This window comes from Mesorhizobium sp. Pch-S (assembly GCF_004136315.1).
Classification (GTDB): domain Bacteria; phylum Pseudomonadota; class Alphaproteobacteria; order Rhizobiales; family Rhizobiaceae; genus Mesorhizobium.
On record NZ_CP029562.1, the window covers coordinates 6,119,213 to 6,141,351 of the forward strand.

Sequence of the window (22,139 nt, forward strand, 5' to 3'; positions counted from 1 at the left end):
CTTCCTCAGTGTTTCTGCGCCGCCGCCCACACCCTTGAAGGCGAGGCCGGCATGGTGAAATCGGCGATGCCCAAGGCATCGGTAAGGGCATTTATGACCGCGGGAGGCGAGCCTATGGCACCTGCCTCGCCGCAGCCCTTGATGCCGAGAGGATTGCCGGGGCACGGCGTGTTCGAGGTCGAAACCTTGAAGGACGGCAGGTCGCCGGCACGCGGCATGGTGTAATCCATGTAGCTTGCCGTCAGCAGCTGGCCGCTGGCATCGTAGAAAGCGCCTTCCAGCAAAGCCTGGCCCACGCCTTGCGCAATGCCGCCATGCACCTGCCCCTCGACGATCATCGGATTGATGATGTTGCCGAAATCGTCAGCCGCCACGAACTGGATGATCTCGGTCAGGCCGGTTTCCGGATCGACCTCGAGCTCGCAGATGTAGCAACCTGCCGGGAAGGTGAAATTGGTCGGATCGTAGAAGGCCGTCTCCTTGAGGCCGGCCTCCATGCCACCCGGCAGATTGTGCGCGGTGTAGGCGGCGAGCGCCATCTGGAACCACGGCACGTTCTTGTCGGTTCCGGCCACTTTCAGCGCGCCGTTCTCGATGACGATGTCACCTTCGTCGGCTTCCATAAGATGCGCCGCGATCTTCTTGGCCTTGGCCTCGACCTTGTCGAGAGCCTTGACGATGGCACTCATGCCGACAGCTCCCGAACGCGAGCCATAGGTGCCCATGCCCATCTGCACCTTGTCCGTGTCGCCGTGGACGATGCTGATGGAGTCGATCGGCAGGCCGAAGCGTCCGGCGACCAGCTGTGCGAAGGTGGTCTCATGGCCCTGGCCGTGACTGTGCGAACCGGTCAGCACCTCAATGGTACCAACCGCATTGACGCGCACTTCAGCCGATTCCCACAAGCCGACGCCGGCGCCCAGGGAGCCGACCGCCGCCGACGGCGCGATGCCGCAGGCTTCGATGTAACAGCTCATGCCGATGCCACGCAGCTTGCCAGCCTTCCTGGCCTTGTCGCGCCGCTTGGTGAAACCGGCATAGTCGGCGGCTTTCATGGCGGCTTCGAGCGAAGCGCCATAGTCGCCGGCGTCGTAACACATGATCACCGGTGTCTGATGCGGGAACTGGGTAATGAAATTGATACGTCTCAGTTCCGCGGGAGACACGCCGAGTTCTCGCGCAGCCGTTTCGATCGTGCGCTCGAGCAGATAGGTCGCTTCCGGTCGTCCGGCCCCGCGATAGGCGTCAACGGGCGCGGTGTTGGTATAAACGGTGCGCACATTGGCGTGGATGGCAGGGATGTTGTACTGGCCCGACAACAGCGTGGCGTAGAGATAGGTCGGCACCGAAGACGAAAAGAGCGACATGTAGGCGCCGAGATTGGCGACGGTATCGACCTTCAGGCCGGTGATGCGGTTGTTCTTGTCGAAGGCCATCTCCACCGTCGAGTGATGGTCGCGGCCATGCGCGTCGGTCAGGAAGCTCTCGGTACGGTCGGCGACCCATTTCACCGGCACGCCCGCCTTCTTGGAAGCCCACAGGCAGACGACTTCTTCCGGATAGATGAAGATCTTGGAGCCGAAACCGCCACCGACATCGGGGGCGATCACACGCAGTTTGTTTTCCGGCGCAACGTTGTAGAAGGCGCTCATCACCAAGCGTGCGACATGCGGGTTCTGTGATGTCGTCCAGCAGGTGTAATGATCCTCCCCCTTGTCGTAATGCCCGAGCGCCGCGCGCGGCTCCATGGCGTTGGGAACCAGGCGGTTGTTGACGATCTTCATGCGGGTGACATGATGCGCCGCCTTGATGGCAGCATCCGTCGCCTTGGCGTCGCCGATCTCCCAGTCGAAGATCAGGTTGTTCTCGGCTTCGGGATGCAGCTGTGGCGCACCCTTCTCCAGCGCCCTCACCGCATCGACGACGGCTTTCAGTTCCTTGTAAGTGACCTCGACAGCCTCTGCAGCATCGCGCGCCTCGCCCTTGGTGTCGGCGATCACAATCGCTACCGCATCACCAACATAACGAACGCGGTCGAAGGCGAGTGGCGACCAGGCCCCCATCTTCATCGGCGAACCATCCTTTGAGTGGATCATCCAGCCACAGATGAGATTGCCGATACCGTCCGCCTTCAATTCCTTGCCGGTCAGGACGGCGACGACGCCAGGCATGGCCTGCGCCTGTTTGACATCGATCTTCTTGATCTGCGCATGCGCATGTGGGCTGCGCACGAAGACCGCATGTTTCATGCCGGGAACCACCATGTCGTCGACATAACGGCCGGCGCCGGTGATGAAGCGCTTGTCTTCCTTGCGAGTGACGCGAGCGCCAATTCCTTCCATACCCATCAAAATTCTCCTCCGGAACCTTGAAGTGAATTCGTTCTGGCCGGTTCAGCCGCGCTTTGCGACCAGTCCCTGATCGATTTGCAGCAATGGGCAGACGCCGGCCGGTTGTTCGCCTTGGTGCTGCTCAGGCAGCCTTCTTCGCCTTTGGCTTCGATGCCTTCGACATCGCTTGAGAAGCAGCCAGTATCGCCTTGACGATGTTATGGTATCCGGTGCAGCGGCAGATGTTGCCTTCAAGCTCTGCGCGCACCGTTGCCTCGTCGAGTCCCTCGGGATGACGCGCAATCATGTCCGTCGCAGTCATGATCATGCCCGGGGTGCAAAAGCCGCACTGCAGGCCATGATGTTCCTTGAAGGCTGCCTGCACGGGATGCAGGTCCGCACCGTTGGCGATGCCTTCGATGGTCACGACTGTCGAACCGGATGCCTGGGCGGCCAGCATCGAGCAGGATTTCACCGCCTTGCCATCGACATGGACGACACAAGCGCCGCACTGCGAGGTATCACAACCGACATGCGTGCCGGTCAGTCCTTGATGTTCGCGTAGAAAATGAACCAGAAGCGTGCGGTCCTCGACGGTGGCGCGCACCTGTCTGCCGTTCACGGTCAACGAAATGTCCGACATGAAGCCTCCCTGGGTGTTCAACCTCGGTAGACTGCCGGTTTCCTCCGGACGGACCGGCAGACCGCTATTCTTGTGTTCTGGAATCGCTTGGAAATTCGCTCCCAACATCTCCGTTTTGCGAGAATGCAATCCGGCCAATACGCCGTATATTGTACTTTCGGTCACGGGCTCAGGACAGCCCCCATTGCCATTCGGGGAGGCCTATTGCAACAATGCGGGCGGCGTTGAGGAGCGCCGACAAAATTGGGGAGGAGAAGCTGGTCGCTTCGCGGACGCGCTATGCGTGCGGCCTGTCGGCGCTCACTTCAAGCGAGCCCGATGCGGAACATTTTGCGGCCGAAATCGCTCGGGAAGCCGATGCGATCGGTGCCGGCTACATGTTGCTGTTTTTCTCGCAAAGCCTGATCGATGCGCAGACGCTCGCGGATGCGCTGAAACGACATGTCCCTGCCCTGGCCTACGCCGCCTGCTCCACCGCCGGCGAGATCACGCCGGATGGGTTGGAAGAAGGCCATATGCTGGCGATGCTGCTGCCTTCGGCCACCTTCACCGTTGCCAGCGCCATGGTGCAGGACCTGTCGTCATCGGCGATGGACGGCATCACCGGCGAGGTGGAGGTGCTGCGACGCACGCTGCGCGCCACCAGCAAATATGCGCGTGCCGGCAATGTCTTCGCGCTCTGTTTCATCGACGGCCTGTCCTACGCGGAAGAAGCCGTCACGTCGGCGATCCACTGGGGCCTGGACGACATCCCGTTGCTCGGCGGGTCGGCCGGCGACGATCTCAAATTCGAGACCACCACGCTGATCAGCAATGGCCTTGTCGCTTCCGACTGCGCCATTGTCGTGCTCATCGCCACGACCATCCCGTTCCACGTCTTCAAAACCGACAATTTCGTACCGACTGACGAAAAACTGGTGGTGACGGCGTCCGATCCCGATCACCGCATCGTGCGCGAATTCAACGCCGATGTCGCAGCCACCGAATATGCCGCCGCCGTCGGTGTCGTGCAGCAGACGCTGACGCCATTCTCCTTCGCCTCGCACCCGGTCGTGGTGAAGGTGGGTGGCGAGTACTACTGCCGTTCCATCCAGAAGATGAATTCGGATGGCTCGCTGTCCTTCTTCTGCGCCATCGACGACGGTGTGGTCCTGTCCGTCGCCCAGCCCCTGGGAATGGTCGAGACCACCAAGGCCACGCTCAAGGATGTCGAGGCCAAGCTGGGTCCCATCGACATGATCCTCGGCTTCGATTGCGTCCTGCGCCGGCTGGATGCCCGCAACCGCCAGGTATTCCGCGACATTTCCGAACTCTATCGCGCGAACAAGGTGATCGGCTTCGGCACCTATGGCGAACAATACCGCTCCATGCACCTCAACCAGACATTCACCGGCATCGCCTTCGGGCACCCACAGGCCGCAGAGTAAGCCCGATGCCGCTCAACGACATCCGGGACATAGAACGACTGAAGAAGATCAACGCGGCACTGGTCAGCCGCGTCGAACGTTCGATGGATCAGCAAGGCAACGCGTTCTCATTGTTCCAGACCGCGATTTCGCTGGAAAATCGTGTGCGCATGCGCACGGAGGAACTGCACTCCACCTTGCGCCGGCTGGAACAGTCGAACATGGCGCTTTCGGTCGCCAAGGAAAGCGCCGAACACGCCAATCTTTCCAAGACCCGGTTCCTGGCAGCCGCCAGCCATGACGTGCTGCAACCGTTGAACGCCGCCCATCTGTCGGTATCGGCGTTGGCCGAACTGCAGACGTCAGAGGAAGGCCGCAAGCTGGTTCGTCAGGTCGAGCGTTCACTGCAGACCATGGAAGACCTGCTGCATACATTGCTCGACATCTCCAAGCTGGATGCCGGCGTGGTCGAACCCGAGACGACCGACGTCAATCTGGAGACGCTGTTTTCAGCCTTGCGCTCGGACTTCCAGCCTATTGCCGAAACCAAGGGGCTTTCACTGCGGTTCCGCCCGGCGGCAATCGCGGTCCGGTCCGACCGCACGCTTCTGCGCCGCATCTTGCAGAACATCCTTTCCAACGCGCTCCGCTATACACGGCAGGGCGGCGTGCTTGTCGGCACACGCCAGCGCGGAAACATCATACGCATCGATGTTGCGGACACTGGCTGCGGCATTCCCGAGGATCAACGCGAAGCGGTATTCGAGGAATTTCATCGCGGCACACGAATGCCGGATGCCGAACTGGCCAGTGGTGGCCTTGGACTCGGACTGGCCATCGTCAGGCGCATGGCTGGCGCACTCGGCCATCCCGTAACCTTTTCCTCCACCGTCGGGCGCGGCACGATCTTTCACATCGATGTGCCCGTTTCCGCGCACTCGGTCCCGGAACCGGGGACAGTCGAGATCGAGCGGCAGCCAGGGTATGGCCTCTTCGGCACCAAGGTCCTGCTCGTGGAGAACGATGCAGACGTGCTGGCTGCCATGACCTCGTTGCTGGAGCGCTGGCAATGCACGGTACGCGCGGCGACGTCGACCGACGAGGCACTGGACGCACTGGGCGATACAGACTGGGTGCCCGACATCATCATCGCTGACCAGCACCTTGAGGGCGGCGACCTCGGCACCATGACGGTGTCGCAGGTGCGCGATTATCTCGGCCGTGCCGTTCCCGCCCTGCTCGTCACGGCCGATCCCTCGGAAAGCGTCGTGAATGCCGCCCGTGCCGCTGGCATCGAATTCATGCGCAAACCGTTGAAACCGGCACAACTTCGAGCGCTGCTGGCGCATCTGCTGGCGTAGGAGGGCAGCCAGGGAAATAGGGCAACAAAGATGATGCTTTGCCCTGCTGCCTTACTCCGCTAGAACCCCTGCTGATCCCGGAACAATTCAGCGTTGTCGAGTTTCGACACCTCGATCACCGCCTGCGTGCGGCTGTACACGTTGAGCTTGCGCAGGATTTCCGAGACATGCGCCTTCACCGTCGTCTCGCCAACCTGCAGTTCATAGGCGATCTGCTTGTTCAGCATGCCCTGGCGCAGCATCTGCAGCACCCGCAACTGCTGCGGGGTCAGGCGTGACAGCCGCTGCACCATGTCAGCGCGATCGCTGCTTTCCGTGTCAGGCTGTTCGGCCGTGTAGGTGTCAGGCACATAGATCGCGCCTTCCATAACGGAGCGGATGGCTGCCGCGAGATCGTCCTTGCGCACCGATTTTGGAATGAAGCCCGCAGCTCCATAGGACAGGGCCTCGGAAATGATCTTGGGATCCTCATAGCCGGAGACGATCACGACCGGCAGGTGGGGATAGCGCGTACGCAATTGCAGCAGCCCTTCGAAACCATGGACGTCGGGCATGGAAAGGTCGAGCAGCGCGAGGTCGAATGGCCGCGCGTCGGTCAGCAATTCGACCGCCTCACCGATCGAACGGGCCTCGACGGTGTCAACCTCGGGATAGGCCATGCGCACGGCACTGTGCAGCGCCTCCCGAAACAGCGGGTGATCGTCGATAATCAGAAATCTTGCGACTTCGCTCGCTGCACTCATGGCCGCACTTGCCCCGATCTCGGTCGTCATGAGGCAACATACGCCTGCACCGACAATCCGTTCATTAGCCAATAGTACATTGGCAAGGCGATCGTGCCAGTCTGCCACGAACAATCAACTGTTGATCGCAGGAGGCATCCGGTTTGCGGAATGTGATGCCTTGCCCCTCGATCCAAAACAACCGAATGTGCGCGCGATCGAGATGCCGGGATCGGCAGGGAAAGGATGAGACATGAGCCATTTGCCTTGGCGACACCACCAACACCGTCTGTCGCCATCGCCGGCTCATCCGCGCGGTTCCCGGTGCGGCGTATCTTCTGCGTAGGTCGCAACTATGCCGCCCATGCGCGCGAGCTTGGCAATGACGAGCGCGATCCACCCTTCTTCTTCACCAAACCCGCCGATGCCGTGGTCGATTCCGGACAGACGATTCCCTATCCCGCCCTGACGAAGAACCTGCATCACGAGATCGAGCTGGTGGCCGCCATCGGCAAGGGTGGTTTCCGGATCCCCGTTGCTGAGGCCCTGGATCATGTCTGGGGCTATGGCGTCGGCATCGACCTGACACGCCGGGACCTGCAGGACGAAGCGAAGAAGGCCGCGAGGCCATGGGATTGGGCCAAAGCTTTCGACCTCTCGGCACCCTGCGGGCCACTGGTGCCGTCCGCGCAATCCGGTCATCCCCAGAAGGGCCGGATCTGGCTTTCGGTGAACGGCGCGGTCAAGCAGGAAGGCGATCTCGAGGAGCTCATCTGGCCAATCGCCGACATAGTGGCCATCTGCAGCGAGGCGATGGAGCTTGCCCCCGGCGATCTCATTTTCACCGGCACGCCGGCCGGCGTCGGTCCGCTCGTCGCCGGCGACCGGATCAGCGGTGGGGTCGACGGCATCGGCTCGATCGAACTCGCCATAGGGCAACCTCGATGAGTGAAATCGTCCTGCACAACTACTACCGCTCGTCGACTTCCTACCGCGTCCGCATCGCGCTCGATATGAAGGGCATCGCCTATACCTATGTGCCGCACCACCTGCGTCACGGCGAGCATCTCGAGCCCGCCTATCTCTCGGTCAACCCGCAGGGGCTGGTTCCGGCGCTGATCTGGGATGACGGCACCTTGCTCACCCAGTCGCTCGCCATCATCGAGTTTCTGGACGAGACCAGACCGGAGCCGGCACTGCTTCCCAAGGATGTCGCCGGCCGCGCCCGCGTGCGCATGCTCTCCCAGATGATCGCCTGCGATATCCATCCGGTGAACAATCTGCGCGTGTTGACCAGCCTCCGCACGGTGTTCGGCGCTGGCGACGAGGACGTCGTCAACTGGTTCCGTCACTGGGTCAACGAAGGCTTCCAACCTCTTGAGAAGATGTTGTCTTCGTCACCACAAACGGGAACGTTCTGCCACGAAGAGACGCCGGGGCTGGCCGACATATGCCTGGTCGCTCAGGTCGCCAACAACGCGCGTTTCGGCGTCGACATGTCTCCTTATCCCGTCATCTCGCGCATCAATGCCGCCTGCATGGAGCTGCCCGCTTTCCAGAAGGCAGCACCGCAGAACCAGCCCGACGCGGAGAGCTAGCCCCTGCATTGCCCAAGAAAAAGACTTTGAACGGAGACTACCGATGAAGGCCGTCGTGTTCGAAAAATTCGGGGAAACACCGGTGATCCGCACTGTGCCGGATCCTGTTCCCTCGCCCGACGGCGTGGTGATCAAGGTCGCCGCGACCGGGCTGTGCCGAAGCGACTGGCACGGCTGGATGGGGCACGATCCAGATATCCGCCTGCCGCATGTGCCAGGGCATGAACTTGCCGGCATCGTCGTGGCCGCGGGCCGCCAGGTGCACAACTGGAAAGCCGGCGCGCGTGTGACCGTGCCGTTCGTGGCAGCCTGCGGCCATTGCTTCGAGTGCGCCTCCGGCAATCACCAGGTCTGTGAGCACCAGTTCCAGCCCGGTTTTTCGGCATGGGGTTCCTATGCCGAATATGTCGCGATCGATCACGCCGACACCAATCTGGTTGCCATTCCCGAAGAAATGGACTTCGCCACGGCTGCCAGCCTCGGTTGCCGGTTCGTGACGTCCTTTCGTGCCGTGGTCGACCAGGGCCGTGTCACGCCCGGCGAATGGGTGGCCGTGCATGGCTGCGGTGGAGTTGGCCTGTCGGCGATCATGATCGCCAATGCCATGGGCGCAAACGTCGTGGCGATCGACCTCACCAGCGAGAAGCTCGAGCTGGCAAGGAAACTGGGAGCCGTCGCCACGATCAACGCATCGGAAACGTCCAATGTGGTGAAGGCGGTGAAGCAGATCACCAATGGTGGGGCCCATATGTCGATGGATGCACTCGGCCATCCGACGACATCCTACAACTCGATCTCCAATTTGCGCCGCCGTGGCCGGCATGTGCAAGTTGGCTTGATGCTTGGCGATCACGCCAAGGCGGCGGTTCCGATGGCCAAGATCATCGCCCACGAACTCGAAATCCGCGGCAGCCACGGCATGCAGGCATTCCGCTACGGTGCGATGATGGAAATGATCAAGACCGGCAAGCTGCGGCCCGACCTGTTGATCGGCAGGACCTACAGCCTAGACGAGGCCCCGGCAGCGCTGATGGCGATGGGCAATTTCGAGGGCACGGGCATCGGCGTGGTGACGCAGTTCTGATACCGCCGATCGCGTTGGTCATTCCCGCAGGAAAGCCTCGATCATCTCGGCCGACTGCTTCGGCTTGGTCACCAGGAACAAATGGCCATCGTCAAGCAGTTCCAGCCGCGACCGGGCGATCATGGTGTTGAGCATCCTGGCGTTGATCACCGGCACCAGCGGATCGTCGGTACCGGCCATGATCAAGGTCGGCTGACGCAGCATCCATAGCCAGGGCAAGCTGGTCCAGCCGCTCATCGCGAAGAGCTGCAGGAAATAACCGTATTGCGAAGCGCCCTTCATGGCGGATGCATGGCGGTTGATCAGTGTCGGATCCTTGCGGAAGTCGCCGCCATAAATCTCCGCTGCGATCGAACGCATGTAGCCGGGATCGGTATAGCGGCGCGGGCTCGCCATCTTCGAAAGCACGGCGGGAGTGCCCGGCACCATGGTGATCCCGGGTGCGGTGGCTGCCAGGATCAGTTTGCGGCATACCGAAGGGTACTGGAAGGCGAATTGCTGGGCGAGCCCACCGCCCCACGACACGCCGGAAATGTCCAGCCTGTCATGGCCGAGGATTTCGCCGAGGCGTTTTCCGAGCCGCGCCAGCGTCGAAGGCCGATAGGGAAAGATGGGGTTGGGCGAGCCACCAACGCCCGGCACGTCGAAAATGATGCCGGTCGTATCCTCCAATGCTGCCATGAAGGGGGCGGCCAGCTCCAGATTGGCGCCGATGCCGTTGAACATCATCAACGGCGGACGATTGGAACTGCCATGACGAATCCCGACCCGCAGCAGCTGTCCGTCGACATCGAACATCTTGATGTCCATCGCGCCGTCCGCCTTGGCCTTGCCTGCAGCCATCGCCATTCAGTCCATCCCCGTTCGTTTCAGTATTTCTTGCGATGGGTCACGGTTCGAACACGTAGGTACCCGGAGCCGACCCCACCGGTTTGTGCCGGGTACTGCCCGGTGCCTTCGGTGCCGCAACCTCTTCGCCTGAACGCTCCTTGAGATAGGCGGCCCAGTCGAGCCACCAGCTTCCCTCATGCTTTTCAGCCTTCGCAGTCCAGGCGTCGGCATCCTTCTCCTTGGTCTTGCCCTTCACATACCAGGCCTTTGGATTTCCGGGCGGGTTGAGCAGGCTCTGCAGATGGCCGGAGTTGGAGAGGATAAAGGTGGTGTTGTCGCCATAGAGACGTGCGGTCTGGTAGACCGCCTTCCATGGCGTGATGTGGTCGGTGGTACCGCCGATGACATAGGTGTCGTGTTTCACCTTGCCCATGTCGATCGGCACGCCGTGGATCGACATCTTGCCCGGGTTCATGAACGGATTGGTGAAAATGAGGTCCAGGAAGTCGCCGTGCAGCCGGGCCGGCAGGCGGGTGGTGTCGGCGTTCCAGTAGAGCACGTCGAAGGCCGGCGGCGCGTTGCCGAGCAGATAATTGTTGACCCAGTAGTTCCAGATCAGGTCGTTCGGCCGCATCCAGGCAAACATCTTCGCCATTTCGTGGCCGTCGAGGATGCCCCTCGCCTTCGACATCTGCTTGGCAGCCATGATCGTCTCTGGCGTCACCAGGGCCGCGAAATCCGAATCCGTGTCGGCCTGGGTGTTGAGCACACAGACCGCCAGGATGACGGCGTTGATCTTCTGCTTCTGCTGCGCGGCAAGCCAGGCGACATAGGTCGACAGCGTGATGCCACCCGAGCAGGAGCCCATAATGTTGACGGTGTCGGAGCCGGTGATCTCGCGCGCGGCATCGCATGCCTCGTCGAGCGCAGCGATATAGGTGTCGAGCCCCCAGTCGCGCTGTTCCGGCGTCGGGTTGCGCCAGGAGACGCAATAGGGCTGGATGCCGTGGCTGAGCAGGAACTTGATCATGCTCTTGTCCGGCGAAAGATCGACCGAATAGTACTTGTTGATCTGCGGTGGAACGACCAGCAACGGCCGCTGATAGACCTTTTCGGTCGTTGCCGTGTAGTGAACGAGCTCCAGCACCTCGTTCCTGAAAACGACGGTGCCTGGACTGTTGGCGAGGTTCTCGCCGACCTTGAACTTGGAAGCGTCGACTGATGACGGCAGGCCGCCATTGCGTGTCATGTCGTCGAGGAAATTCTTCAGCCCGCTCACAGCACTCTTACCGCCGGTATCCACCAGCGTCTTGATGGCGGTCGGGTTCAAAGCAGGGTTGTTGGAAGGTGCCATCGTGTCGACGAAGATGGAGGTGATCAGCCGCGCGCGCGCTGCATCCTTCTCGGGCAGGTCGGTCTTGGCGACCAGCTCGGTCACCGACTTGCTCCAGGCGACATAGGACTGCATCACTGCCTTGTGCAGGCTGCTCGATTTCCAGGCCGGATCGGCGAAGCGACGGTCCTTGGGGTCGGCGGCAATCTCGGACTGGCCGGTGACGATCTTGCCGAACTCGCTGGCGAAGGCGAGCCATTGTTCGGCCAGGGCCTGCGGGTGGCTGGCCAGCGCTTTCAGTACGGAGCCGGTTGCGGCGGCGATATCCTGCGTGCGAAGGCCGACAAGAGGATTGAGCGCCAGCGTGTTTTCAGCCGCCTCATCGGCGATCTGCTCGGAAAGCGGGCGCGTGTCCCTCGCCCTCTCCTCACCGTGCTTTTCGCCGTCCTTGCTGTCCTTCGCCGGCGCCTTCGCCATGAACTATCCTCCCGTTTTTCTCCGCCGCTCGTAGAACATGGCCAGCGTTTCGGCCATCAGCGCCGGTTTCTCCTCGCCCTCGATCTCGATCGTGTTGGCGAACTTCATCAGATACTGACCAGGGGCCTTATCCTCCACCGAGATCAACGAAGCACGTAGCCTGACCCGCGTACCCACCCTGACCGGCGCCAGAAAGCGCACCTTATCCAGGCCATAGTTGAAGACGGCCTGGGTGTTCTCAGGCACGACATTCATCTGCTGGCTGAGACCGCCGATAAGCGACAGGCTGAGATAGCCATGGGCGATCGTGGTGCGGAACGGACTCTCCTTCTTCGCCCGCTCGGGACTGGTATGGATCCACTGCCGGTCTTCGGTGCACTCGGCAAATTGATCAATGCGCGTCTGATCGACCTCTACCCAGTCGGAAAAACCGAGCTCCTGCCCGGTCATGCCCCGGAGCTGTTCGTAGGTCGGAGGTGTCTTGCTCATTCCCTCATTCCTGATTGTTTCAGCTGCCCCGTCCGACCATGAACGCGCAGCCCTGTCAATTCAGGACTCATCGTGGCGCTGCCATCTCCCTGATCACCTCGTCGCGCAACTCGCGGCGCAGTATCTTGCCGACATTGGTTCGCGGCAGATCGTTCCTGAACTCGATATATTTCGGCTTCTTGTAGCCGGTGAGATGTTTGACGCAGAATTCCGCCAGCACTTCCTTGCTGAGTGTCGGATCCTTCCGCACGACGAACATCATCACCGCTTCGCCGGAATTCTTGTCCGGCACGCCGACAACGGCAGCCTCCAGAACGCCTGGATGCAGAACAGCAACCGCCTCGACCTCGTTCGGATAGACGTTGAAGCCGGAAACCAGGATCATGTCCTTCTTACGGTCGACGATCTTCACGTAGCCGTTCTCATCCATGATGCCGATGTCGCCGGATTTGAAGAAACCGTCCGGCGTCATCACCTTCTCGGTCTCGTCAGGCCGGTTCCAATAGCCGGCCATGACCTGCGGCCCACGAATGGCGATCTCACCGGGCTGGCCGTGTGGCACATCATTGCCGTCGTCGTCGAGCAGCCTGATTTCGACATTCGGCAAAGGCAGGCCGATCGTGCCGGTGTAGGCATCGTTGTCAGTTGGATTGCAGGCGATGCCGGAGGAGGTTTCAGACAGTCCGTAACCCTCGACGATCGGGCAGCCGGTAACCTCCAGCCACTTCCTGGCCACCGCCTCCTGCACGGCCATGCCGCCGCCATTGGCGATGCGGAACTGCGAAAAATCCAGCTTGGCGAATTCCGGATTGTTGGCGAGCGCATTGAACAGTGTGTTGACGCCCGGCATCACATGAAACCTGTACTTCGCGACTTCCTTTATCATCGCCGGAATGTCGCGCGGATTGGGGATCAGCACGTTTACGCCGCCGGTGCGCATGGCGAGCAGGCCGCAGGTGATGAAAGCGTAGACATGATAGAGCGGCAGCGCGGTTATGAAAGTGAGCTGTCCGCTGATCGGCCTGCGCTTGAGGCCCGGTTGCGTCCACGCTTCCGAGGCAAGCAGATTGGCGATGATGGTGCTGTGGAGCAGCGTCGCGCCTTTGGAAACACCGGTTGTGCCACCGGTGTACTGCAGCACCGCGGGATCATTCGGTCCGATGTCCGGCCGATCGAGCTTCTTGCCCCTGCCTGCGGCCAGCGCCGCATTGAAGCGCACGGCACCTGGCAAGGAAAAGGCCGGTATCGCCTTCCTGACCTTGCGCAGCACCAGATTGGCGACAATGCCTTTCGGAAAGCCCAGCAGATCGCCGACACTGGCCAGCACGACATGTTTGACCGGGGTGCCGCGGATGACCTCCTGCAGCGTCGCCGCGAAATTCTCCAGGATGATGATCGCCTGCGCGCCGGAATCGTTGAGCTGATGCTCCAGCTCCCGCGGCGTGTAGAGCGGATTGACATTCACGACGATGAAACCGGCACGCATGACCGCGGCGACGGCAATCGGATATTGCAGTACGTTCGGCATCATGATGGCGACGCGGTCGCCCCGCTTCAGGCCAAGCCCCTGCAGATAGGCTGCGAAGTCACGCGAAAGGCTGTCGACCTCGCCGAAGGTCAGGGCCTTGTCCATGAAGACATAGGCCTTTTCGTTCCTGTATTTCGCGAAGCTCTCCTCGAACAGCGCAACGACAGACGAATACTGGTTGATGTCGACCTCAGCCGGCACGCCGGCCGGGTAATTCCTTACCCAGATACGCTCCATGCGCTCCTCCCCTGGACCGCGTTTCCAGCAATCTAGACGCGCAGAAAAGGCTTGGGAAGCCGCAGCCTGCGTCTTAGGCGGCTCACAGTGATTACCCAGCGGCAATGGATGCGGGCGGTACAGGACACGTCTCGCAAGCTCCCGTTACGGTGCGGCAGCTTGCCTTTGGCCACGATCCGGCAAATGATCGGAGAAAGAGGCCGCATGGCCGGGCGGCTCTCCACCGTAACAATTGGCCAGGAGGGACGCATGAAGCAGCTCGGCGGCATCGACGCCACATTTCTATACATGGAGACGCCGGAAACGCCGATGCATGTCGCCGGTCTGACGCTCTATGAGCCGCCGGCCGATCTTTCGGGCTCCTTCTACGATCATTTCAAGGACTTCTTCCTCACCCGGATGCATCTGGCGCCGATCTTCGAAAAGAAGCTCGCCCGAACCGTGCTGGAGCTCGACCACCCGGCCTGGGTCGACGCCGGCGAGATCGATATCTCCTATCATCTGCGTCGATCGACACTGGCGGCGCCGGGCAGCTGGAAGCAGCTGGAGGACATGGTCGGCGAATTGCATTCGACCCTGCTCGACCGCTCACGACCGCTCTGGCAATTCACGGTGATCGATGGCCTCGATGACGGCAATGTCGCCATCTACTCCAAGATGCACCATGCCGCGATCGATGGCGGTGCCGGCATGGCGATTGCGGCAGCCCTCTACGACATGTCGCCCCAGCCACGAAAGGTGAAGCCGCCGGAGCCAAAGCCGGCCGTCCGCAAGCCGACGATCGAGGAGCGCGCCATCCTGGGCATCAATGACGTGGTGCAGAATGTGATGCGCCAGCAATTGAAGGCGATGGAAGCCGTGCCGCAGGTGCTCGGTACATTGACCGACCTGCTCATCGCCAAGAGCGGAAATGGCGAAAACAAGGGCGTTGGCTTGCCTGGCATTCCCGATATCCTGGCTCCCAAGACGCCATTCAACGTCACCATCACCGCGCAGCGATCCTTCGCCGCCCGCGCCTTGTCGCTCGGCGACGCCAAGATGATTGCCAAGGCAACCGGCACCAAGATCAACGATGTGGTGATGGCGGTGAGTGCCGGCGCATTGCGGGCCTATCTCGAAGATCACGAAGCCCTGCCGAAGAAACCGCTGGTGGCCTTCGTGCCGATCTCGTTGCGCCAGCCGGGTGACATGGATGCTTCCAACCAGGTCTTCGGCATGTTCTGCCCGATCGCAACGGAGCTTGCCGATCCGCTGGAACGATTGATGGCAATCCGAAAAAACAGCGGCGATTCCAAAACTTTGGCCGGAACGGTGAAAGATGTTTCACCGAAAGACTACACGCTGCTTGGCGCGCCGATCCTGTTTCCGGGCCTTGCCCAGCTCTATGGCCGCACGGGCCTTGCCGACGTGATGCCGTCGACCACGAATCTCACCATCTCCAACGTTCCCGGGCCACCGATCCCGGTTTTCTGTGCCGGGGCCAAGGTGCTGGCGATGTTCCCCGTTTCGATCCCGATCCACGGCATTGCCCTCAACATCACCGTGCAGAGCTATCAGGACCGGCTCGACTTCGGGATCACCGCCGACCGCCGTGCGGTACCGGATATCGACCATCTCGGCGACCTGCTGGTGACGGCCATGGCAGAGCTCAAGGCCGCGGCCGAAAAACTGCCTGCGCCTCCGCCGAAGCCTACAAAGCAATGAATCCGGTGCAATTCCAGGAAAAGTACGCAGCGTTTTCCGCCAGGAATTGCGGAAGGGCAAAGAGCCGGAGCGTTTCCGCTGAAAGCCGAAAAGCTCCGCTGCCGCTGCGGAAACCGCACGCAATATTGCAGTTTTGTGAACAAAAGCGGCATAGTCTGCGTTGAGTGCAGCCGGAATCGACCGACAGGAGCCATGATGGCCCACGCTGATACGCTGAAACCGCCTTCGCGACTGCTGTTCGCGCTGGAACTCAGGGCGTTGCCCGAACTCGGCGGTTTCGTCGCTTCGCTGCCGCTGCTGACGGCGCTGGCACCGCGTGGCGACGGCCATCCCGTTCTGGTGCTGCCGGGCCTCGTCACCAGCGATCGATCGACGGTGGCGCTGCGCGGCTTCCTGAAATCCAAAGGTTATGCCAGCTATGGCTGGGACCTCGGCCGCAACTACGGCCCCTTGCCCGGCGTCGAAAGCAAGATGATCGACCGCCTCAAGGAGCTGGCCGACAAACATGAGCGCAAGGTGAGCCTTGTCGGCTGGAGCCTCGGCGGCATCTATGCGCGGCAGCTCGCCAAGATGCTGCCCGACGACGTGCGCCTGGTGATCACGCTGGGCAGCCCGTTCAACGGCGATCCACGCGCGACGAACGCGTGGAAGCTTTACGAGTTCACCTCGGGCCATAAGGTCGATGATCGCGAAGGCCATATGGGTGGCGCGATTTCGGAATCGCCCCCGGTCCCGACAACGGCGATCTACAGCCGCACAGACGGCATCTGCGCCTGGCAGGCCTGCATGGAAAACGAGTTGCCGCACACCGAGAGCATCGAGGTGGAAGCGAGCCATTGCGGCCTCGGCCACCATCCGGCTGCTGTCTATGCGATTGCCGACCGTCTGGCGCAACGCGAAGGCGAGTGGACGCCGTTTGACCGCGGCGGCTTCAAGAGCCTGTTTTTTCCCGATCCGAAACGGAACTAATTCAACAGCCTGAGAAAACCCGGCACAGGCGTCGGCTACTCGGCCGCCTGCTGTTCCGGTACGTCGTCCAGCCGGTTGGGATCGCCCGGCGCGGTCTCGCAACCGAGATCGGGGAAGGCCACCACACGACGTCCATGAAAATCGGTCCGCAGCACAGCCAGGCCACGTTCCTCGAAAAAAGACAGCAGGCGCCGCGCACGGCGCGCGGATTGCGTGCCGTAGGCCCGCGCCAGCGCAGCGTCGGATGGGCACGACGAGCCGGTCACAGCCGCCTGCGCCACAATCAGGAACACCGCCTGCAGATCTTCAGGAACATCGGCGGACAGCGCCAGAGCCTGTTGCCAGACATCGCTTGCCGCCGTCGTCTCGTCGATACCGGTCTTGGCGATGGCCAGCCGCCGGCGGAATACGGAAAGGCCAAGCGGTTCACCCGGCACACGGCGGATGCGGCAACGCACCAGAAAGTCCTGGTAAAGCAATGAATCTGCTCGGAAAGCAGCATCAGGGTCTTCCACGATTTCCGATAGTACCGCCTTGATCAGCGCCTCACGCTCGACCTCGTCGAACAGGGTCGGTGCAGGCTCCGACGCGGCAGCCTGTTCGGGCAATGCACGCGCCAACTGTTCCAGAATGTCAGCGGTCGGGGTCGGTGCAGGCGGACGCGGGCGACGCACCACCGGTTGGCGCAACTCCTCCGGGCTCGGCGTCAGGATCAGGCTTTCGACATCCTCGATTGCCTCCGGCAGCGGCGTCAGCTTGGGGCTGACCGAGCGCGCCGACGTTTCGACCGTGCCAATGGCGACCGGCAACGGCCGCCGCGACATGGCAGGCCCGAGCGCCACGAAATTACCGCGCGCCAGATCGCGGAACATCTCTGCCTGGCGGCGTTCCATGCCAAGCAGATCGGCAGCACGCGCCATGTCGATGTCGAGGAAGGTGCGGCCCATCAGGAAGTTGGAGGCTTCCGCCGCCACGTTCTTGGCGAGCTTGGCCAGCCGCTGCGTGGCGATGACGCCGGCAAGGCCACGCTTGCGGCCCCGGCACATCAGGTTGGTCATGGCACCGAGCGAAACCTTGCGGGCTTCGTCGGAAACCTCCCCGGCCACCGCAGGCGCAAACAGCTGAGCCTCGTCCACCACCACCAGCACGGGATACCAGTAATCGCGCTCCGCATCGAACATGCCGTTCAGGAAGGCCGCGGCACCACGCATCTGCTGTTCGACGTCGAGACCTTCGAGATTAAGCACGACGGAGGCGCGGTGCTGGCGAATGCGGCCGGCAATGCCGGTGAGTTCGGCCTCCGTGCGCTGCGCATCGACCACGATGTGTCCGAAACGGTCGGCGAGCGTGACGAAATCGCCCTCTGGGTCGATCACCACCTGCTGCACCCAGGGTGCGCTCTGTTCGAGAAGACGGCGCAGGAGATGCGACTTGCCGGAGCCGGAATTGCCCTGCACCAGCAGACGTGTCGCCAGCAACTCCTCAAGATCGAGCGTGGCGGCTGCGCCAGACGCCGTCCCCATCTCGATGGCTACCTTCATTCAAAACCCCGGCCGAATTCCAGAGCAGAGCCCGATCACGATGAACCGGCAACCCGCTCTATCTCTTGTTGCGCGTATGATTCTTGTCCGAAAAGTCTGCAACTTTTCGGCGCCACGCTCCAGACATTTGGAGGGGACGTCTAGCATCTCGCCAGCCGGGATGCAGCGGCCGACCGGCGAAACCCACAGAAGAGGTGCCCTATCCCGTCAGCACCGAACCGTCGAGATCACTTGCCTTGGTCAGCCCGGCCAGAGCGAGTGTCAGGTCGAATTCGGCAACAATGTTGCGGATCACTTCGCGCACGCCGGTTTCGCCGGCGAGCGCCAATGCGTAGACATAGGGCCGACCGATCAGCGTGGCCGTGGCGCCGAGCGCCAGCGCCTTGGCAACATCGCTGCCCGAACGGATGCCGGAATCGAGCAGGACGGGCAAGCCACCGGCCGCGGAAACGATACCTGGCAAGGCATCCAGCGTGGCGATTTCCCCATCGACCTGGCGACCACCATGATTGGAAACGATGATGCCGTCGACCCCGTGCTCATGCGCCAGCCGTGCGTCATCGGCGTGGCGGATACCCTTGAGCAGGATCGGCAGCTTCGTCATGCCGCGCAGTCGCTTGATGTCACCCCAGTTCAGGTCCGGCCGCGAATAAGTGGCGGTGAAATGGGCAACTGCGGCACGCATCTGCTGCATCGACAGGCCAAATTGCTTACCCTTGCGGCGCAGGCTGAGCGCGGTCGAGATCAGATCGAAGCCACGTGGCCGGACGCCGGTCTCTGGCGGACTGGGCGGAATTTTGGACCTGAAAACGGGATCACTGAGATATTGCCCGAGCCCCAGCCCACGCAGGAACGGCAGGTAGGCGGCGTCGAGGTCGCGCGGGCGCCAGCCCAGCAACGTGGTGTCGAGCGTGACGGCGATCGCTTCGCAGCCGCATTTCTCGGCACGCCCGACCACAGAGCGGACAAAATCGTCGTCGCTGGACCAGTAAAGTTGAAACCAGCGCGGCGCATCGCCCATGGCTGCAGCGCATTGTTCCATCGGCACGGATGCCTGGTTGGAGAAGACATAGGCGATGTTTTCCGCGGCTGCCGCGCGGGCAACAGCAAGATCGGCCTCGGGATGCACCATCTCCAGCACACCGACCGGATCGAGCAGGATCGGCACCGTGTGGCGGCGGCCGAACAACGCCACGGAAAGATCGCGCCGGGAAACATCCCGCAACACGCGCGGCACGATCTGATGGCGTTCGAAAGCGCTGCGGTTGGCGCGCATCGTCGCCTCACTGCCAGCTCCTCCGGCAATGTAGGCGGCGGCCTCCTGTGTCATCTTGCGGATCGCCGCCTGTTCCAGCAGATCCGGCGCGACCGGAACGGTCGGACGCCTGCCGCCTGCGCCGGTTACATAGATCTGCATCTGGCGCAGGCGACCAGGCGCATTGCCGGCCTGTGTTTGGCTCATTCCTCTCTCCGACCAACTCTCTCGCGGGCTTGGGCGTCAACAACGCCCCGCAGATCAGTTTCCTGCCGCTTCGAACAATTCGATCACATTGCCTGAAGGGTCCATGCACAGGATCTGTCGGCCGCCCGGACCCTCGACCATAGTATTGCGAAACGACACGCCGCCATCCTGCAAGGCTTTTACAAAGGCAGGCAGATTCGTCACCTCGAGGACGAACCTGTTCCAGCCACCTGGCTCGGGTACGCTGCCATCCGGCATCGGTCGAGAAGCGGAAGCTTGGCGTCCCGCCAGCCATAGCGTGAGGTCACCCCGATCAAGGATCGCCATGTTGGGACCGAACTGCTGTCGCAAGGCGAAGCCCAGATGCGTTGTATAAAAGGAGACTGAGGCACCGACGTCGCCGACAAAGTATCGGACGGTAGCCACCTACTTCTTCTCGTAGCTCTGCCGGATCTCGTCCATAGCGTCCTTGATACGAGCCCGGAGGATATCGACGGATTCCGTACCCGACTTCTTGACGATTTCGGCAACTTCGCCGGCGTTCTTCACCGCCGCTTCAAAGGACTTGCGTGCGAAGTCAGCCTGCTTGGCGATCAGCTCCTGCGGATTGCCGGGCGCACGGTAATTCTGGCCGAATTCGGTGATCTCACGCAGGGACTCCTGCAGAACTTCGCGCTGCCTGGCCATGATCGAGGATGCACCTGTTGCGGTCGCCCGAGCCGATTTCTCCAGCGCTTCGAGGTTCTTGCGGTGATGACTGAGGATCGCATCGACATCCACCTGCGGCATCTTCAGGTCGCGGCCGAGCTTGCTGAACATGTCCATGAAGGATTCGGGTTCGGGCTGTTTTGCCATGGTCGTCATCTCCTCCTTTAGAGCGCCGCGCGTCCGTTTGGACGCGCAAAGGACGCTCCAACACTTTGATTTGGCGCATGATCCTTTCCGAAAATCGAACCCGATTTTCGGGGTCATGCGCTTGCTGGCGCCATTGCCGCGAGGGTGAGAATAGACCAGGGAACACAACCGTCAATTGACGAGAAACAGCCGTTCCACCGTGTAGAGCGCCAGACCGGCGAGGCCGCCGATGATCATGCCGTTGAAGCGGATGTATTGCAGGTCGCGGCCAATGTTCATCTCGATCAGGCGGGTAAGCTGCGCGAGATCCCAGCGCTTAACCTGATCGGCGATGAATTTGGAAACCCCGCTCTTCTGGCTTTCCACGAAAGAGGCCAAGGCAACGACAAAGCCCTGGTTCATGTCCGCCCTGATCTGCGGATCACCCGCGAGGTGCCGTCCGACCTCGATGAACATGCCGGTCAGGTGTTGCCGGATCATCGAGTTTTCGGCGACCGCATCCTGCTCGATGAAACGACGCAGGCTGTCCCACATGTCATGCGCCAGATCGCGGATTTCCGGCCGAGCCAGGAAACCCCGTTTCAACCGCTCAGCGCGACGGGCATATTCCTTCGACTGGCGCAGCCGATCGATGAACTTGGCGACGAAACGGTCGAATTCCTCGCGCATGGGGTGATCGGGATCGGCCCTCACCTCCTCCAGCAGCGATCCGGCGGAAGCCACGATCTTCTTCAGAAGATAGGCATCGGCGCGAAACAGATTGAAAAGCGAAGGCAACTCCTCGCGGATCTTCTCGCGCATGGTGGCCAGCGCCTGTTCGTCGTTGAGAAATCGGCCGATGACCCGGGTGAACTCATCGAACAGCTTCTGGTGACGACGATCCTCGGTGAAAGCCTCCAGCAGTTCCGCCGCCAGCGGTGCAACCTGGACCTTTTCCATCTGTTCCAGCATGCGCTGGGTGACGAAGCCGCGCAGGCCGGATTGCTCGATGGCGCCGAGCGTCTGCGGCACCAGCCGCACGACGAAACGCGACAGACCCGCGGCGCGTTCTTCATCGGCCAGCCAGTCAGCGACCAGGGAGGCAAAGTCGACCTCGTTCAGTTTTTCCCGAACCGGGCCAGGTGCCAGGAAATTGACCTCGATGAAGCGGCCGAGATTGTCTGCAATGCGGGTCTGGTTCTCTGGAATGATCGCTGTGTGCGGAATCGGCAGGCCAAGCGGTCGCTTGAACAGCGCCACCACTGCGTACCAGTCGGCCAGACCACCGATGGTCGCGGCCTCGGCAAAGGCGGCAATGAAGGCCAGCCACGGATAGCTTCCCTCCAGGGACTTCGAGACAGCAAATACCACCACGCAGAGCGCCAGTGCCGCGGCGGCCACGAACTTCGTGCGCCGCAGTGCGGCAAGTTTTGCCTCGGCATCCTTGTCAGAACTCAAGAACCCTGCGGCGGTAGCATCCTGCTGCGACATTTACGGTCCGCTCCTGCTGCTGCTCGAACAAAGCTTAGCATCGGAAAGTAAGGTTTGCGCATGCCGATTGCATGAGCTTTTCGGTCGCGCCCCGAACCA

The 22,139-nt window shown here is 61.7% G+C and carries 19 protein-coding genes; 7 read left to right on the forward strand and 12 right to left on the reverse strand.

Features of this window, described 5'->3' with window-relative positions; all coding sequences use genetic code 11:
- Positions 1–5: 5 nt before the first annotated feature.
- A complete protein-coding gene (locus C1M53_RS28875; RefSeq protein ID WP_129415504.1) occupies positions 6–2,348 on the reverse strand; it encodes a xanthine dehydrogenase family protein molybdopterin-binding subunit in 2,343 nt (780 codons plus the stop codon).
- Between the two features lie 124 nt (positions 2,349–2,472).
- Positions 2,473–2,973 (reverse strand): (2Fe-2S)-binding protein, encoded by a 501-nt coding sequence (locus tag C1M53_RS28880; RefSeq protein ID WP_129415505.1) that lies wholly within the window; start codon positions 2,971–2,973, stop codon positions 2,473–2,475.
- Positions 2,974–3,185: 212 nt separating this feature from the next.
- On the opposite strand from C1M53_RS28880, the gene C1M53_RS28885 reads away from it, so the two are divergent.
- Positions 3,186–4,400: an FIST signal transduction protein gene (locus C1M53_RS28885; RefSeq protein WP_129415506.1), complete on the forward strand. Its 1,215-nt coding sequence runs from the start codon at positions 3,186–3,188 to the stop codon at positions 4,398–4,400.
- A gap of 5 nt (positions 4,401–4,405) precedes the next feature.
- Positions 4,406–5,740: a hybrid sensor histidine kinase/response regulator gene (locus tag C1M53_RS28890; RefSeq protein ID WP_129415507.1), complete on the forward strand. Its 1,335-nt coding sequence runs from the start codon at positions 4,406–4,408 to the stop codon at positions 5,738–5,740.
- Between the two features lie 59 nt (positions 5,741–5,799).
- On the opposite strand, the gene C1M53_RS28895 is transcribed toward C1M53_RS28890, so the two are convergent.
- Complete coding sequence (locus C1M53_RS28895) at positions 5,800–6,483, reverse strand: response regulator transcription factor (protein WP_129416407.1); 684 nt, start codon at positions 6,481–6,483, stop codon at positions 5,800–5,802.
- Positions 6,484–6,708: 225 nt separating this feature from the next.
- Here C1M53_RS28895 and C1M53_RS28900 point away from each other — a divergent pair, with 225 nt between their 5' ends.
- The 3 genes from C1M53_RS28900 to C1M53_RS28910 are packed head-to-tail and all read left to right on the forward strand — an operon-like array spanning position 6,709 to position 9,144.
- The gene (locus tag C1M53_RS28900; RefSeq protein ID WP_129415508.1) at positions 6,709–7,410 is read left to right on the forward strand and encodes a fumarylacetoacetate hydrolase family protein; all 702 of its coding nucleotides are present in this window, start codon (positions 6,709–6,711) and stop codon (positions 7,408–7,410) included.
- Positions 7,407–8,060 carry a maleylacetoacetate isomerase gene (maiA, locus tag C1M53_RS28905; protein WP_129415509.1) on the forward strand — a complete coding sequence of 218 codons (654 nt, stop codon included), beginning with the start codon at positions 7,407–7,409 and terminating at the stop codon, positions 8,058–8,060. Before C1M53_RS28900 ends, maiA begins: the two co-directional genes overlap by 4 nt.
- 43 nt (positions 8,061–8,103) lie before the next feature.
- Positions 8,104–9,144, forward strand: coding sequence for a zinc-dependent alcohol dehydrogenase family protein (locus tag C1M53_RS28910; protein ID WP_129415510.1), 1,041 nt, complete (start codon positions 8,104–8,106; stop codon positions 9,142–9,144).
- A gap of 18 nt (positions 9,145–9,162) precedes the next feature.
- On the opposite strand, the gene phaZ is transcribed toward C1M53_RS28910, so the two are convergent.
- From phaZ to C1M53_RS28930, 4 genes are all read right to left on the reverse strand, one after another.
- A complete protein-coding gene (gene phaZ / locus C1M53_RS28915; protein WP_245488340.1) occupies positions 9,163–9,993 on the reverse strand; it encodes a poly(3-hydroxyalkanoate) depolymerase in 831 nt (276 codons plus the stop codon).
- 40 nt (positions 9,994–10,033) lie between these two features.
- Entirely contained in the window at positions 10,034–11,785 is a 1,752-nt protein-coding gene (locus C1M53_RS28920; RefSeq protein WP_129415511.1) for an alpha/beta fold hydrolase, read from the reverse strand.
- Between the two features lie 3 nt (positions 11,786–11,788).
- A complete protein-coding gene (locus C1M53_RS28925; protein WP_129415512.1) occupies positions 11,789–12,274 on the reverse strand; it encodes a MaoC family dehydratase in 486 nt (161 codons plus the stop codon).
- Positions 12,275–12,341: 67 nt separating this feature from the next.
- A complete protein-coding gene (locus tag C1M53_RS28930) occupies positions 12,342–14,039 on the reverse strand; it encodes a long-chain-fatty-acid--CoA ligase (RefSeq protein ID WP_129415513.1) in 1,698 nt (565 codons plus the stop codon).
- 249 nt (positions 14,040–14,288) lie between these two features.
- Between C1M53_RS28930 and C1M53_RS28935 the strand changes: the two genes are divergently transcribed.
- Together C1M53_RS28935 and C1M53_RS28940 are read left to right on the forward strand one after the other, a co-directional pair.
- Positions 14,289–15,743 (forward strand): wax ester/triacylglycerol synthase family O-acyltransferase, encoded by a 1,455-nt coding sequence (locus tag C1M53_RS28935; protein ID WP_165358274.1) that lies wholly within the window; start codon positions 14,289–14,291, stop codon positions 15,741–15,743.
- A gap of 192 nt (positions 15,744–15,935) precedes the next feature.
- Complete coding sequence (locus C1M53_RS28940) at positions 15,936–16,712, forward strand: alpha/beta hydrolase (RefSeq protein ID WP_129415515.1); 777 nt, start codon at positions 15,936–15,938, stop codon at positions 16,710–16,712.
- A gap of 35 nt (positions 16,713–16,747) precedes the next feature.
- Here C1M53_RS28940 and C1M53_RS28945 read toward each other — a convergent pair whose 3' ends face one another.
- The 5 genes from C1M53_RS28945 to C1M53_RS28965 all read right to left on the reverse strand — a co-directional run bounded on the left by C1M53_RS28945 (position 16,748) and on the right by C1M53_RS28965 (position 22,040).
- Positions 16,748–18,253 (reverse strand): ATP-binding protein, encoded by a 1,506-nt coding sequence (locus tag C1M53_RS28945; protein WP_129415516.1) that lies wholly within the window; start codon positions 18,251–18,253, stop codon positions 16,748–16,750.
- A gap of 199 nt (positions 18,254–18,452) precedes the next feature.
- Positions 18,453–19,715 (reverse strand): alpha-hydroxy-acid oxidizing protein, encoded by a 1,263-nt coding sequence (locus tag C1M53_RS28950; protein WP_129415517.1) that lies wholly within the window; start codon positions 19,713–19,715, stop codon positions 18,453–18,455.
- 54 nt (positions 19,716–19,769) lie between these two features.
- Positions 19,770–20,141, reverse strand: coding sequence for a VOC family protein (locus C1M53_RS28955; RefSeq protein ID WP_129415518.1), 372 nt, complete (start codon positions 20,139–20,141; stop codon positions 19,770–19,772).
- Positions 20,142–20,570, reverse strand: coding sequence for a phasin family protein (locus tag C1M53_RS28960; protein WP_129415519.1), 429 nt, complete (start codon positions 20,568–20,570; stop codon positions 20,142–20,144).
- Between the two features lie 171 nt (positions 20,571–20,741).
- Positions 20,742–22,040 (reverse strand): DUF445 family protein, encoded by a 1,299-nt coding sequence (locus tag C1M53_RS28965; protein WP_129415520.1) that lies wholly within the window; start codon positions 22,038–22,040, stop codon positions 20,742–20,744.
- Between the last annotated feature and the right edge of the window lie 99 nt (positions 22,041–22,139).

Bases quoted from the DNA above. Each gene is read 5' to 3' on its own strand.
- C1M53_RS28875 (WP_129415504.1), bottom strand. From the start codon at position 2,348: ATGGGTATGGAAGGAATTGGCGCTCGCGTCACTCGCAAGGAAGACAAG.
- C1M53_RS28880 (WP_129415505.1), bottom strand. From the start codon at position 2,973: ATGTCGGACATTTCGTTGACCGTGAACGGCAGACAGGTGCGCGCCACC.
- C1M53_RS28885 (WP_129415506.1), top strand. From the start codon at position 3,186: ATGCGGGCGGCGTTGAGGAGCGCCGACAAAATTGGGGAGGAGAAGCTG.
- C1M53_RS28890 (WP_129415507.1), top strand. From the start codon at position 4,406: ATGCCGCTCAACGACATCCGGGACATAGAACGACTGAAGAAGATCAAC.
- C1M53_RS28895 (WP_129416407.1), bottom strand. From the start codon at position 6,483: ATGAGTGCAGCGAGCGAAGTCGCAAGATTTCTGATTATCGACGATCAC.
- C1M53_RS28900 (WP_129415508.1), top strand. From the start codon at position 6,709: ATGAGACATGAGCCATTTGCCTTGGCGACACCACCAACACCGTCTGTC.
- maiA (WP_129415509.1), top strand. From the start codon at position 7,407: ATGAGTGAAATCGTCCTGCACAACTACTACCGCTCGTCGACTTCCTAC.
- C1M53_RS28910 (WP_129415510.1), top strand. From the start codon at position 8,104: ATGAAGGCCGTCGTGTTCGAAAAATTCGGGGAAACACCGGTGATCCGC.
- phaZ (WP_245488340.1), bottom strand. From the start codon at position 9,993: ATGGCGATGGCTGCAGGCAAGGCCAAGGCGGACGGCGCGATGGACATC.
- C1M53_RS28920 (WP_129415511.1), bottom strand. From the start codon at position 11,785: ATGGCGAAGGCGCCGGCGAAGGACAGCAAGGACGGCGAAAAGCACGGT.
- C1M53_RS28925 (WP_129415512.1), bottom strand. From the start codon at position 12,274: ATGAGCAAGACACCTCCGACCTACGAACAGCTCCGGGGCATGACCGGG.
- C1M53_RS28930 (WP_129415513.1), bottom strand. From the start codon at position 14,039: ATGGAGCGTATCTGGGTAAGGAATTACCCGGCCGGCGTGCCGGCTGAG.
- C1M53_RS28935 (WP_165358274.1), top strand. From the start codon at position 14,289: ATGAAGCAGCTCGGCGGCATCGACGCCACATTTCTATACATGGAGACG.
- C1M53_RS28940 (WP_129415515.1), top strand. From the start codon at position 15,936: ATGATGGCCCACGCTGATACGCTGAAACCGCCTTCGCGACTGCTGTTC.
- C1M53_RS28945 (WP_129415516.1), bottom strand. From the start codon at position 18,253: ATGAAGGTAGCCATCGAGATGGGGACGGCGTCTGGCGCAGCCGCCACG.
- C1M53_RS28950 (WP_129415517.1), bottom strand. From the start codon at position 19,715: ATGAGCCAAACACAGGCCGGCAATGCGCCTGGTCGCCTGCGCCAGATG.
- C1M53_RS28960 (WP_129415519.1), bottom strand. From the start codon at position 20,570: ATGGCAAAACAGCCCGAACCCGAATCCTTCATGGACATGTTCAGCAAG.
- C1M53_RS28965 (WP_129415520.1), bottom strand. From the start codon at position 22,040: ATGTCGCAGCAGGATGCTACCGCCGCAGGGTTCTTGAGTTCTGACAAG.